The sequence below is a fragment of the Commensalibacter sp. ESL0382 genome (assembly GCF_009725775.1).
GTDB classification, from domain to species: Bacteria; Pseudomonadota; Alphaproteobacteria; order Acetobacterales; family Acetobacteraceae; genus Commensalibacter; species Commensalibacter melissae.
The window spans coordinates 1-13,741 of the sequence record NZ_WNII01000011.1; the positions used below are offsets into that span (position 1 = coordinate 1).

15 protein-coding genes and 1 pseudogene are annotated in these 13,741 nt (G+C 39.7%); 7 read left to right on the forward strand and 9 right to left on the reverse strand.

The window, feature by feature from the left end:
* Positions 1-118: 118 nt before the first annotated feature.
* Positions 119-637, forward strand: a pseudogene (locus GM552_RS09060) (hemagglutinin repeat-containing protein); the annotation flags it as partial.
* Positions 638-677: 40 nt separating this feature from the next.
* Positions 678-1,019 (forward strand): hypothetical protein, encoded by a 342-nt coding sequence (locus GM552_RS08950; protein ID WP_230882754.1) that lies wholly within the window; start codon positions 678-680, stop codon positions 1,017-1,019.
* Positions 1,020-1,120: 101 nt separating this feature from the next.
* Here GM552_RS08950 and GM552_RS08955 read toward each other — a convergent pair whose 3' ends face one another.
* The gene (locus tag GM552_RS08955) at positions 1,121-1,309 is read right to left on the reverse strand and encodes a hypothetical protein (RefSeq protein WP_230882755.1); all 189 of its coding nucleotides are present in this window, start codon (positions 1,307-1,309) and stop codon (positions 1,121-1,123) included.
* A 165-nt stretch (positions 1,310-1,474) separates the two neighbouring features.
* On the opposite strand from GM552_RS08955, the gene GM552_RS08960 reads away from it, so the two are divergent.
* Both GM552_RS08960 and GM552_RS04235 read left to right on the forward strand, forming a co-directional pair.
* A complete protein-coding gene (locus GM552_RS08960; RefSeq protein ID WP_230882756.1) occupies positions 1,475-2,218 on the forward strand; it encodes a hypothetical protein in 744 nt (247 codons plus the stop codon).
* Positions 2,215-3,048: a hypothetical protein gene (locus GM552_RS04235; RefSeq protein ID WP_155565418.1), complete on the forward strand. Its 834-nt coding sequence runs from the start codon at positions 2,215-2,217 to the stop codon at positions 3,046-3,048. Before GM552_RS08960 ends, GM552_RS04235 begins: the two co-directional genes overlap by 4 nt.
* Here the strand turns inward: GM552_RS04235 and GM552_RS04240 are convergent.
* Positions 2,997-3,203 carry a hypothetical protein gene (locus GM552_RS04240; RefSeq protein ID WP_155565419.1) on the reverse strand — a complete coding sequence of 69 codons (207 nt, stop codon included), beginning with the start codon at positions 3,201-3,203 and terminating at the stop codon, positions 2,997-2,999. The genes GM552_RS04235 and GM552_RS04240 overlap by 52 nt on opposite strands.
* Here GM552_RS04240 and GM552_RS04245 point away from each other — a divergent pair.
* From GM552_RS04245 to GM552_RS04255, 3 genes are all read left to right on the forward strand, one after another.
* On the forward strand, positions 3,195-3,449 hold the full coding sequence (locus GM552_RS04245) for a hypothetical protein (RefSeq protein WP_155565420.1): 255 nt from the start codon (positions 3,195-3,197) through the stop codon (positions 3,447-3,449). The two genes, GM552_RS04240 and GM552_RS04245, sit on opposite strands and share 9 nt — an antisense overlap.
* Positions 3,446-4,282, forward strand: coding sequence for a hypothetical protein (locus GM552_RS04250; protein WP_155565421.1), 837 nt, complete (start codon positions 3,446-3,448; stop codon positions 4,280-4,282). The genes GM552_RS04245 and GM552_RS04250 overlap by 4 nt, the downstream gene beginning before the upstream one ends.
* 74 nt (positions 4,283-4,356) lie before the next feature.
* The gene (locus GM552_RS04255; protein WP_155565422.1) at positions 4,357-4,944 is read left to right on the forward strand and encodes a hemagglutinin repeat-containing protein; all 588 of its coding nucleotides are present in this window, start codon (positions 4,357-4,359) and stop codon (positions 4,942-4,944) included.
* 192 nt (positions 4,945-5,136) lie between these two features.
* Here the strand turns inward: GM552_RS04255 and thiL are convergent, their stop codons facing one another.
* The 7 genes from thiL to dnaA form a co-directional block, all read right to left on the reverse strand.
* Positions 5,137-6,090 (reverse strand): thiamine-phosphate kinase, encoded by a 954-nt coding sequence (gene thiL / locus GM552_RS04260; RefSeq protein ID WP_155565423.1) that lies wholly within the window; start codon positions 6,088-6,090, stop codon positions 5,137-5,139.
* A gap of 3 nt (positions 6,091-6,093) precedes the next feature.
* Positions 6,094-6,591, reverse strand: coding sequence for a transcription antitermination factor NusB (gene nusB / locus GM552_RS04265; protein WP_196424851.1), 498 nt, complete (start codon positions 6,589-6,591; stop codon positions 6,094-6,096).
* 42 nt (positions 6,592-6,633) lie between these two features.
* Entirely contained in the window at positions 6,634-7,092 is a 459-nt protein-coding gene (nrdR, locus tag GM552_RS04270; RefSeq protein ID WP_155565425.1) for a transcriptional regulator NrdR, read from the reverse strand.
* 123 nt (positions 7,093-7,215) lie between these two features.
* Entirely contained in the window at positions 7,216-9,672 is a 2,457-nt protein-coding gene (gene gyrB, locus GM552_RS04275; protein ID WP_155565426.1) for a DNA topoisomerase (ATP-hydrolyzing) subunit B, read from the reverse strand.
* 120 nt (positions 9,673-9,792) lie between these two features.
* On the reverse strand, positions 9,793-10,908 hold the full coding sequence (gene recF, locus GM552_RS04280; RefSeq protein ID WP_155565427.1) for a DNA replication/repair protein RecF: 1,116 nt from the start codon (positions 10,906-10,908) through the stop codon (positions 9,793-9,795).
* A gap of 24 nt (positions 10,909-10,932) precedes the next feature.
* Positions 10,933-12,057 carry a DNA polymerase III subunit beta gene (dnaN, locus tag GM552_RS04285; protein WP_155565428.1) on the reverse strand — a complete coding sequence of 375 codons (1,125 nt, stop codon included), beginning with the start codon at positions 12,055-12,057 and terminating at the stop codon, positions 10,933-10,935.
* A 96-nt stretch (positions 12,058-12,153) separates the two neighbouring features.
* Positions 12,154-13,695, reverse strand: a complete 1,542-nt coding sequence (dnaA, locus tag GM552_RS04290) for a chromosomal replication initiator protein DnaA (protein WP_155565429.1) — start codon at positions 13,693-13,695, stop codon at positions 12,154-12,156.
* Positions 13,696-13,741: the final 46 nt, after the last annotated feature.

The window sequence follows — 13,741 nt, forward strand, 5'->3', positions numbered from 1 at the left end:
GGACAGCTTTACGGGGATAGGCCTGAGTGCTAGTGGCTTGCTGGCGAATCTTGCGAAGACGGGCTTTGCGGCGGCCAACACGACGGATGAGAGAATGGAGGCGCTAAACGCCGCGGACATGGCGAGCCAGGGTCTCAACGCGGGATTGGGGAAGAGCGGGATCCTGACGGGAGCGTTTGCCCATGGAGCGGCGACAGACGTTGACTACAACCTTATAGGGATCACGGCGTCCTTCACGCATTCATCGAATAAGAGTCACATGACGTCGACGACGGTCACGGATACCGGATCGACCATAAAGGCTGGAGAGAGAGTGAGTGTGAATGCGGTGAAGGATATCAATGCCACGGCCAGCAGTATCAGCGGGAATGACGTGATATTCAACGCGGGCCGGGATATCAGCCTGGATGCGGGATACAGAACCAGTCGAAGCAAGACGACCATTTCCGGGAACAGGGAGGATATAGGGGCGAATGCCAATGTGGGAGCGCACGGGTTCGCGTTTGGAGCGAGAGGTGATGCATCGGTGAGCTGGGGCAAAACCACGACCTATGGCAGGACGGCCATTGACACGGTCGTGAACGGAACAAACTCGGTCACCATCAATAATGAAAACGGCAGGCTCGCTCTCAATGGGGCGCAGATTGTCAACAAAAATCCCGATGTGAAAAACGGGGATGGAACAATCACCAGGGGAACACCAAGCAACGGTTCCATCACCATCAACACAGGCAGCATGTCCATTGCCACACCGCAGAATGTCAACAGGTATCACAGCAACAACAAGACGGTTGGCATGGAGTTCAGCACACCCCTTAGCGACTATCACAATTGGGGTGAACAGCCTAAAGGTTCATCAAAACAAAATGATGTTCTTTTACAAAGTAATGACAAACCCAATAAACCAGACACGCCCTACACAAACGTTGATCTTTTCGGGGACATACGTGTCATTGACAATGATTACGCGTCAACAGAAAAGGAGATGTCCGGGATTTATGCCGGCACGGGAGGGCTGAATGTCAATGTGAGGGGAGACACGACCCTGACAGCCGGCGCCATCACCAGTGCCGCCGATGCCTCCAGAAACCAGATCACCACAGGAAGCCTGCAGGGCAATTCAGTCAGGAACCATTCGATATGGAGCGGTTTCGATATCCAGATGAAACAAAATCTTGATACCAAATATGGTATAGATACGGTTGGCACGGTTGAGGGTGGTAAGGAAGTCATAAGTATTCCTGGGAACATACTCGGGAACGGAACGGGCACGAGGATATCGGGCAACAGCATCGTTCACAACAAGCATTCAACGACTGAATCCGTGATCGGGGACAATATCGCCGTGAACGCGGGCAGCGTGAGTGGCCATTTCTCGCATGATATCAACGAGGCCAACGGCTATATGGAGGACAAGTTCAATCCTGGCAAGATCAACAATGATTTCAATCTCCAGAACAAGGCGACAGAGGTCATGAACAAGTATGGCAACATGATTGTCGACACGGTTGTCAGTGCGAACAAGCGTGCGGAGAACGTGAAAAACGAAGAGGACAAACTGGATCTCAATCATGCGCTTTCGGAAATCGGCCTGAATAAGAAACCTGATGAATCCCTGATCAATGGCGCGAACGCCACGGCGATAGTCGGGGCCGCGTCCTCGATTGGCGGGGCGATCATGGGGGGTGGCAATGTCGGGCCAACGGCAGCGGGTGCAGCCGGTGGATTGGCTGGCAACATCATCTATAACCACTTCTTCCCTGATGGTCCTTTCGGAAAGGATGACAATAGACTAAATCCCAATAGCCCTAATTATCATCAGGGTGGAAATACTGAAGAAAGAAAAGAGGGAATATATTTACATGAAAATCAAAATAATTCTTTAAAACAACAAGCACAAAATATTAACGGACATAATATAAAATACGATGACACGACGGACATAAACAAGATAGCCAGCGGCATGATCCATACCGGGATCATTGGCGGTGCGAGTGCGATTACCGGCATCATGGGTGGCAGTGACAATCTCAATGGCACCAACACAGCCATTGACGCCATCACGGGTGGCCTGACAGGACTTGCCCAAAACGCACCCAAAATTGAGAAGGGCAAAAACAAAGGCAAAAAGCCGACCGGTAAAGCGGGGTCAAAACCCAAAGCCGAACAGGCTGACAGGAACCCAAACCAGACTGAAAAGAAAGGGGATACAAAATGAGACTTCATTCTTTGGCAAGTTTAATGATGCTGTGTTTATCCTTAACTGCCTGTGCAAATAAATTTTTTATTCCTATCTGGAACGAGAAAGGGACAGCGAAGCCCCTTTCCAAAACGGATGATGTAATCAGGGTTGTAGTATCGGATAGACTTAAAAAATATGTTGAGAAAACACGAAGTGATGATCCTGATTGGTTAGAAGGATCAAAATTAGGGGCATATATAATGGCGGCAAAACTGAATACAGAAGACAGGTTGCAGAATTTAGGCTATCAGTTAACTGATACACGTTATATTAAAAATGATATTGGAAAATCAAAAAAAATCAAATGGATCAATAATCAGGGTAATACACAGTATGCCATGACACATGGAGGAAAGCCAACCGTATTTGCATTGGTTGATTCTAGATTAGTTAATACTTATACACAAAGATTCATATCCAACGAACCATATTCAAGTGATCCAGGCACAGGTGCGACCACCATGTGGACAAACCATGTCGATGAGGTCACCATGAATAAGGTGGCTATAGGAATTAAACTGGTAAGGCCCATTGGTGAAGATAATCCTCTTTATCAATGTAACAATTCCTCTTTAAGTGCTGATCTATGTATTTTTCCCGACAGTTTTTGGCTAGATACATCTCATTATGACACAATCTTTTACGGTGTGGGTACGATGACCACGAGTGCACGAGATCCTGATTACATTGAAAATCATTTGGTGTCATCGGTATTGTATCAATATCCCAACTTGCTGGGTAGAAAACGTGTAATTCAAATCAGCCAGCCTTTCTTCCAGGTCACCAAAGTCACCGATGATAAATAAAACATCATATATTCATATAATTCTCCCCTTTCAACAGGGACAGCTTTACGGGGATAGGCCTGAGTGCGAGTGGCCTGCTGGCGAATCTTGCGAAGACGGGCTTTGCGGCGGCCAACACGACGGACATAAACAAGATAGCCAGCGGCATGATCCATACCGGGATCATTGGCGGTGCGAGTGCGATTACCGGCATCATGGGTGGCAGTGACAGTCTCAATGGCACCAATACAGCCATTGATGCCATCACGGGTGGCCTGACAGGACTGGCCCAGAATGCACCCAAGATTGAGAAGCGCAAAAACAGGGGCAAAAAGCCGGCCGATAAAGCGGGGTCAAAACCCAAAGCCGAACAGGCTGACAGGAATCCGGAGCAGACTGAAAAGAAAGGGGATACAAAATGAGACTTTATTCTTTGGCTAGTTTAATGATGCTGTGTTTATCCTTAACCGCCTGTGCCAACAAATTTTACATTCCTATATGGAACGAGAAAGGGACAGCGAAACCCCTTTCCAAAACGGATGATGTAATCAGGGTCGTTGTTCCGGAAAGGTTGACAAAATATATAGCTAAAGCACGAAGTAACGATCCTAATTGGTATGATAAAGGTTCAAAACTTGCATTTTATATTGGTATGGCTAAACTTGATACAGAAGAAAGATTGCAAGATTTAGGATACCAATTAACTGATACAGGTCTTCATTCTGGTGATAGTGGACAAGCAAAAAAAATAGACTGGATTGATAGCCAGGGTAATGAAAGACAGGCCATGACGCATGGCGGAAAGCCAACCGTATTCGCATTGGTTGATTCTAGATTAGTTAATACCTATACACAAAGGTTTATATCCAACGAACCATATTCAAGTGATCCAGGCACAGGTGCAACCACCATGTGGACAAACCATGTCGATGAGGTCACCATGAATAAGGTGGCTATAGGAATTAAACTGGTAAGGCCCATTGGTAAAGACAATCCCCTTTATCAATGTAATTATTCCTCTTTGAGTACAAATTTTTGTACTTTTCCTGACAGTTATTGGCTAGATACCTCCCATTATGAAACAATCTTTTACGGTGTGGGCACGATGACCACAAGTGCACGAGATCCGGACTATATCGAAAATCATTTGGTGTCATCGATATTGTATCAATATCCCAACTTGCTGGGTAAAAAACGTGTAATTCAAATCAGCCAGCCTTTCTTCCAGGTCACCAAAGTCACCGATGATAAATAAAACATCATATTCTCATATAATTCTCCCCTTTCAACAGGGACAGCTTTACGGGGATAGGCCTGAGTGCTAGTGGCTTGCTGGCGAATCTTGCGAAGACGGGCTTTGCGGCGGCCAACACGACGGATGAGAGAATGGAGGCGCTAAACGCCGCGGACATGGCGAGCCAGGGTCTCAACGCGGGATTGGGGAAGAGCGGGATCCTGACGGGAGCGTTTGCCCATGGAGCGGCGACAGCCGTTGACTACAACCTTATAGGGATCACGGCGACCTTCACGCATTCAACGAATAAGAGTCACATGACGTCGACGACGGTCACGGATACCGGATCGACCATAAAGGCTGGAGAGAAAGTGAGTGTGAATGCGGTGAAGGATATCAATGCCACGGCCAGCAGTATCAGCGGGAACGACGTGATATTCAACGCGGGCCGGGATATCAGCCTGGATGCGGGATACAGAACCAGTCGAAGCAAGACGACCAGCTCCGGCAACAGGGAGGATATAGGGGCGAATGCCAATGTGGGAGCGCACGGGTTCGCGTTTGGAGCGAGAGGTGATGCATCGGTGAGCTGGGGCAAAACCACGACCTATGGCAAGACGGCCATTGACACGGTCGTGAACGGAACAAAATCGGTTACCATCAATAATGAAATTAAATTGTAGAAAAATATGTTAATAGTTTTTTAATGAATAACGATTGAGTAGTTATAAAAAATTAGATAATTTTATCATTAAAAATGATATGAATAATTAATGGAAATAAGTTAATAAGTTATTATACAAAACGTATAATATATATTATGCCAACTCGTTTTATAAAAAATATATATTTTTATCAATTAGTTCTTTAAAATTTTAAATATGACTCCAACCTAATTTCCCTAATTTGATTTCATTATCATATTCATCCAAAATGTGTATTTGACCATTGTTATATTCTATACAATAACCAATTTTTGTTAATTTGATACCAACACGTTTAGATTCTTCAAGTGCTTTATTTTCTTTGTTAACAGGTATTGTAAAAATAAGTTCATAATCATCACCGCCTGTAATATACGTTTGAAAATAATCCTTTTGAAATTTTTTAGCTTCATTTGATAATGGTATTGAATTGGTATATATAACTGCGTCAACCCTACTTTCTCGAGTTAAGTGACTAAGATCCTGTACAAGACCATCTGAAATATCCATGGCCGCTGATGCAATTTGATTTAATGATAATTCAATCCTAGGTTGAGGTATATGATAACGATCAATAAAATACTGATTGGTAGATATTTTACCATCCAATGCTAATAAACCCATGGCAGCATCACCAATGGTTCCTGTTACCCAAATCCCGTCAGTTGGTTTAGCAGTATTTCGACGTATTGCTTGACCTTTTCTAACTTTTCCTAACATTGTTACTGATAAGGTCATATTATTCAAATTTTTTGTTGTATCTCCTCCAAATAGAGAAAGACCATATTTCTTTTGATCATGGGCCAATCCTTTTGTGAAAAGATTCATCCACTGGTGGTTAAAATATTGATTCGGAAGTGATAATGCCAATAAATATCCATATGGTTTTGCCCCCATTGCAGCTATATCAGAAATATTACATCTCAACAATTTGCGAGCAATAAGATCAGCTGGATCATTTTTGAAAAAATGGACACCTTCAGACATAGCATCCATAGTCAAAACAATTTCTTCATTTTGATTCAAAGATACTATTGCAGCATCATCTGTGAGATCAAGAGCTTCAGGGCCACTTAATTTTTTAAAATATTGATCAATAATCTGAAATTCGGGTGGCAATTCCATAAATTAGGCCTTGTTTTCAATCTCTTTCCTTAAACGGTTAGCAAGATTATTTAGAATTCCATTAATCAATACAGATTCATCACCATTACTAAACGCATGTGAAACATCGATATATTCATTGATAATAACTTTTTTTGGTGGTTCAATATTATCAAGTAAAAGTTCTGTAACTGCAGCTCTTAATATGGCTCTAATAATAGGATCCAATCGTTGAAAAGGCCATTCATTTGGTAACGATGATTTAATTATTGTATCAATTTCTGGAGATCGATGTACAAATCCCTGAACAACAGAAGTAAAAAGTGGAATGTTAGGGATATGAGTTTTACCATCAATATAAGTTTCATCATGAAAATCAGGTGAAATACGATGAATCAGAAATTGCTCTATCAATAAATTTGCAGCTTTTTCAATACCCTGTTCCCATTGAAAAATAGCTTGGACAGCTGCAATTCGGGTTAACGTTCTTGGCCTCTTTATTATATTTTTTTGGTCGCTCATTATCATCCTAAAAATTAAAAAACTTATATTAATTATAATCTACTATTTTTCATGATGTTCAAGGGTAGGAAGAAGTTCGGCAAAATCTTCAATAACCTGAAAATCACAGTAAACACTGGCAAAACGTATATAGGCAACCTTGTCAATTTTTTTCAGCATTTCCATGGTTGCAGCACCTATAGATTCAGATGTAATAACATTGTCACCTAAATCAACAAATTGTTTTTCTAGTTTATTGGCAATCTGATCAATATCTGTAGCCCTAAAAGGACGTTTACGCATTGCAAGTTCGATTGAACGCACAAGCTTTTCTTTATCAAACGGAACTCTTTGTCCATTTCGTTTCAAAACCATCAAGTCTCTTGGTTGAATTCGTTCAATAGTTGTAAAACGCTGATTGCATTTAATACAAATGCGCCTACGTCGGATGGCAGTCCCGTCCTCTGTGGTGCGGCTATCCTTGACCTGGGTATCTTCATTTCCACAAAATGGACAGAACATTTTTTAACCTATATCCCTAATAAAATAATGAATGTAATAATATTTTATTAATAATAACAATAACGGATTAAAATACGGATATTGATATTCAATTTATCTTTAACTTAATAAAGAACATTGAAATCAAATATCAAGGTTTGCAACGGTCAACGCATTATCAACAATAAAATCTCTTCTTGGTTCCACAACATCACCCATCAATGTTGTGAAAATTTCATCTGCATTTTCCAAATCACCCACTTTTACCTGCAATAGAGTCCGTGTAGCAGGATCAAGAGTTGTATTCCAAAGCTGATCATCATTCATTTCACCAAGCCCTTTAAAGCGATTAATGGCCAAACCTTTTTTTCCGTTATTCATTAGCAATTTATATACTGAAGATGGACCGCTCACTTTTTCATCTCTTTTATCAATGGACAAGTTTGCAGGTTCATTAAAATCAGTAATCAATTTTTGCCTGTGCTGATTAATCCAAGCAGCATTTTTACTTTTAATAATGGATAAAGGTATAGAATAAGATTCCTTGACACCTCTCACTACACGATGAATTTTCATTCCATCTTCAACACTGATTTGCCATCCTCTTTCTGATTTTGCGGATAAACTGTCAAGTCGATCTTGTAATTCCTGGCGACATTTTGGATCATTCATATCATCTTCGTTTAAAACACCGCACATGACCGCTTGTTCGAGAATCCATAAAGGTACATATTTTTCAAAAAATCTCAAACGATGAAGTATAGATGAATAATCTTTTACATGATTTTCAAGCTCGTTTTCTCTAAGCTCTGTTCCATCAGCCAAATACAAAGCTGTATTATTTATCGCTTTTTTCAATAGATAATCTTCAAGCGCTTCATCATTTTTTAAATATCGTTCGTCATTACCTCTTTTTGCTCTGTATAGTGGGGGTTGCGCAATATAAACGTATCCTTTTTCAATCAGTTCAGGCATCTGACGGAAAAAGAAAGTTAATAATAATGTACGTATATGTGATCCATCCACATCTGCATCTGTCATAATAACAATCTTGTGGTATCTTAACTTTTCAAGAGAAAAGCCACCTTGTTCAACATCTCCTCTACCAATACCTGTTCCAAGGGCTGTTATAAGCGTACCAATTTCAGCAGAATTTAACATTCTGTCAAATCGTGCACGTTCAACATTCAAGATTTTGCCTTTTAGTGGCAAAATTGCTTGAAAACGGCGATCCCTTCCCTGTTTTGCAGTACCACCAGCTGAATCTCCCTCAACAATAAAGATTTCCGATTGTGCAGGATCTTTTTCCTGACAGTCAGCTAATTTACCGGGTAAGGAAGAAACGTCCAGAACGCCTTTTCTTCGGGTAAGTTCTCTGGCTTTACGTGCTGCTTCACGAGCTGAAGCAGCATCAAACGCTTTGGAAATGATTAGTTTTGCCTCTTTTGGATGGGTTTCAAACCAATGGCCAAGCATATCGGATATTGAATTCTGAACAGCTGGTTGAACTTCCGAGGATACAAGTTTATCTTTTGTTTGTGATGAAAATTTAGGATCTGGAACTTTTACAGATAATATAGCGGTCAACCCCTCACGCATATCATCTCCTATTAATCCAAGCGATCCTTTTTTATTATTAAAAACTTCATCCGCATATTTTCCCACTATACGTGTTAGGGATTGACGAAAACCTGCGAGATGAGTTCCACCATCCTTTTGGGGAATATTGTTTGTGAAACATAATACATGTTCATTATAGGTATCATTCCATACCAAGGAACATTCCACTTTAATGTTGGTTTTTTCGTTATAGAAACTACCGGTAATGGGATCAATAAGGTTATTTTTCGATTTAGTTAACCATTTGACAAATTCACTTAGACCACCCTCGTAATGGAATTCTTCCTTTACAACTTCATCTTCACGTTCATCTGTAACGATTATTTCCATACCTGAATTCAAAAAGGCCAGTTCACGTAGGCGGCGAGTTAATATTCCGAATTCAAATACAATATGCGTAAAAATTTCTTTACTTGGTTTAAAAGTGACTTCAGTACCAGTCGGTTCATCACTTGATCCTTTTTCCGTTAAGGATTGAACAGTTTCACCATTTTCAAAACGAATAAAATATTCCTTACCATTTCGCCAGATACGTACTTCCATCCATTCAGACAACGCATTGACAACTGCCGCACCCACCCCATGGAGCCCTCCTGAAACCTTATAGGAATTCTGGTTAAATTTTCCTCCTGCATGCAATTTTGTCAACACTACCTCTGCTGCACTTATTCGTTCTTCAGGATGAATATCAGTGGGTATGCCACGACCGTTGTCTCTGACCCTTATGCTGCCATCCTTGCATAACGTTAATATACACTGATCGGCAAATCCGGCTTGGGCTTCATCAACGGCATTGTCAACGATTTCAAATACCATATGATGCAATCCGGATCCATCATCTGTATCTCCAATATACATGCCGGGTCTTTTCCTAACTGCCTCCAGCCCTTTTAATACAGAAATTGAAGAGGCATCATATTCATTATCACTATCATTATTTAAATGAGATGAATGAATTGAATTATCGTTAGTATTAACCATGTTCAATGGGGCTCCAGAAATAATTAAATTTATATTTATATTTATTTTTATTTTTATTAAACAATAGATGGGTAATAATGCGCATAAAAGAACATTTATTTTACCAGAAAGAATAAATAATCATACTATTTTTCCGTGATTCAAGTTTAAAAAATCATAGTTTTTCTCAAAATCATAAAAATCAGATATCTCGTTCCCTGTGATAATAACAAAACTATCAATATCGAGAAGACTGGAAAGCAGAATCTTCCTATGATAGGAATCAAGATGCGTGAGTGGTTCGTCCAAAAGTAACAAAGGTTGAATTTTCTTATTTGTTTTAACTAATTCAAGCAGTTTTAATATAACACTAATTAAAATCGCTTTTTGCTGACCTGTACTCGCCATCTGCGCAGAAATATTACTTTTATTTTCAAAAAATACAACATCCATCCGATGGCAACCTAAAGCAGTTGATCTATTCTCCGCATCTTGAACTCGATTCATTTTCCATTTCTGTTTCAGATAGTCTTCCGTTACCAAGGCAGGATGTTTCATAAGATAATCGGCAATGGAACAATTTAATTTTAACAGGGTTTCAGGAAAAGCTTTTTGTATAATATTTATTTGATTTAATTGCTGGATAAAATTAATTCTCGCTGCAGTTATAGCCACGGCATGTCTTGCCATTGATTCTTCAACCGCTTTCAGCCAATTATGATCCAACACATTTGCTGAAAGTAATTTATTTCTTTGAAAAAGTGATTTTTCATAAGCTGCCAATTCTTTGGCATAATATCCCTCCAGACTAATTATAAGTTGATCAAGAAACCGTCTTCGACCAGATGGACCTTCTAAAAATAGTCGATCCATTTGAGGTGTTAACCAAACAGCCGCAAGATAGCGGGTAATTTCATTCTGATTTTGAATTATATTGCCGTTAATCCTGTATTGTCGTTTTGTTGAAAAAGGAAAACAGCCCGTAGAAAGTGTAAAATTGCTATCGTATTGCTGATTTGAAAATTCACCTACTATTCCCCATCCCTGAGTCTGATTATTATTTTTGGCCAAATCTTCAATTCTTGCTTTACGTAACCCTTTACCAGGAACCAACAAGGACAACGATTCTAATAAATTTGTTTTACCACTTGCATTTGGACCGTAAGCCACGATTTTTTGGCTTGGAACAGTCCAAACAAGTCGTTCAAAATTACGGAAATTTGTTAAAGTAAGACGTTCTAGCTTCGTCATACTCATTATATAAGCATTGAAATAAGAATATTAAACCCGCATTGGCATTAATACATATAATGCAGAAGGATCATCAACATCACGAACAATTGTCGGGGCTGAATTGTCAGCAAGAATAAATTCTACCTGATTGTCAATCTGGTCGGTTATGTCATTTAAATATCGTGCTTGAAATCCAATTTCCAACGGCGTGGATTCATATTGAACTTGTGAACTGTCAAGTTCTTCCTTTGCATTGCCTTGGTCAACGCTGCTCGCAGATAAAACAAGGGAATTGTTATCCAAAGACAATTTGACTGGACGGGATCTTTCCATACTAATTGCAGCCACTCTTGCCACAGCTGTAGCAAAATCTTGTTTTCCAACCCGTAAAACCTTTGTATTGTTTTTGGGAATGACCCTTTCATATTCCGGAAATGTACCATCAATTAACTTGGACGTTAATGTGACACTTCCAAAATTTAACTGAATACGAGTATCAGATAACATGATCTGGATATCTTCTTCCGCTTCTTCCAGCAATTTATATATTTCATATATAGTCTTGCGGGGTATTATTACACCAGGTATATTTTCTGCACCTTCAGGCATTGTACATTCGACCTTGGCAAGACGATGACCATCAGTTGCGACAGCGCATAATTTACTTTCATTTTCACTATTTGTAATATGAAAATATATGCCGTTCAAATAGTAGCGCGTTTCTTCAGTTGAAATAGCAAATCTTGTCTGTTCAATAAGTTTTCTGAGCACTTCTGTTGAAATCTGAAAATTATGGGGAAAATCACCAGACGTCATGGAAGGAAATTCTTCTACATCCAGAACATTTAGGCTGGTTGCATATTTGCCCGCCCTTAGCGATAATGGCATATCAATACTTGTATGGGTCAGTTCGATTATGGCACTGTCAGGTAGCTTGCGTACAATTTCATATAAAACCGAAGCCGGTGCGGTAACAGCGCCATTTTCCAATGATTCTGCTTGAATGGTTTCAACAATTGCGATTTCCATGTCTGTCGCAGTTAATGTCATTTGTCCATCCTGAACCTCAATTAAAACATTGGCAAGAATGGGAATAGTATTACGTTTTTCAGCCACACTTTGAATATGAGCCAGGGCTTTAAGTAATATTGTACGATCAACCTTTAGTTTCATTAACTAAAACCTATTCAAGATATATATAAACAATATAAAATGCTATAAATTATAATGTTTAGCAGTATTCTAAAATAAATACCACAGGAAAATGTCTTAAGTTTCCAACATTCTGCGAAGCAACTCCACATCTTCAGCAAATGCAGAATCTTTTTCCATCAATTCAGCCACTCTACTAATGGCATGCATCACGGTAGTATGATCCCTGTTCCCGAATTTTCTGCCAATTTCAGGTAATGACCTGCTTGTTAATTGTTTCGCCAAATACATTGCGATCTGTCTTGGTCGCGCAACTGCACGGGCTCGTCGGGCAGATGTCATGTCCGTTTGACGAATATTGCAGTGTTCAGCAACCTTTCTTTGAATCTCCTCAATTGTAACACGTCGTTCATGGGATTTTAAGATATCATGAAGAACTTCTTGGGTTGCTTCCAGTGTTATGGGACGTCCGAAAAGATTTGCATGTGCGATTAAACGGTTTAGAGCCCCTTCAAGCTCTCTTACATTTGTAGTAATTTTATGAGCCAGAAATTCCATTACTTTTGGTGAGATAACTACCTTGGCGGATGCCGCCTTAGCTTCTAGAATGGAAATTCTTAATTCATAAGTTGTAGCATGAATATCAGCAACCATTCCGCACCCTAATCGTGTACGCAAACGATCTTCCAGCCCCGATAAATCAGAAGGTGATTTATCGGCAGATACGATGATTTGGCGACCCGCATCAATCAAGGCATTGAATGTATGGAAAAATTCCTCTTGTGTATTGTCTTTGCCAATTAAAAACTGTAAATCATCAATCATCAAAACATCAACCGATCGCAATTCTTCCTTAAATTCTATTGTGGATTGAGAACGAATAGAGGCAATAAAACGGTACATAAATTTTTCAGCTGACATATAGGAAATTGAAATATTTCCTGCCTTTGCCAATTCAAATCCGATTGCATGCATCAAATGGGTCTTACCCAATCCTACCCCACCATATAGAAATAATGGATTAAACCCTGTGCTTGAAGGGCATTCAGCCACTCTTCTTGAACACGCATAGGCAAATTCATTTGGTTTACCGACTATAAAATTTTCGAAGGTAAATCGTGGATCTAACTGTAAATGTAAAGGAAGCTTATCTTCTTCTTTTGTCCTATCTCCCAAACTGGTATCATTATTAATAACATTTATAGAATGGGCTTCCTTAACATGATTGAGTTTAGTATCTGATTTTTGTTGGTTTGAGAATTCTGTTTTGATATTATCTATGCCAGAATATTTTTCCGTATCGGAATTATTTTTATGAGATAAATTTTGATCATTTTCAATTTTTGAAGTTAACTTTAACTCTACTCGACGAATTTGAGGCAATTCAGCATGCCATAACTGACTTAACTTGTTGTTGTATTGAGCTCTAACCCAATCTCTTAGAAAACGAGTGGGTAGATATAAGGTCAGTTCATCTTCATCAATTGCGCCAAGCGTTATTTGCTTCAACCATGTACGATATTCCACCTCACCAACTTCAACCTGCAGACGGCTACAAATACGCCCCCAATGTATTTCCAATATTGATTTAAGCGTATTGGGGTCTGCATCCTGAAGCGATAATTTAAATTCTTGAGATTCGTTTGTAGGTTCGGACATACGTGAAGAAAACTTATTGAATATGAAAAGTAAGCGGATGTTTTAT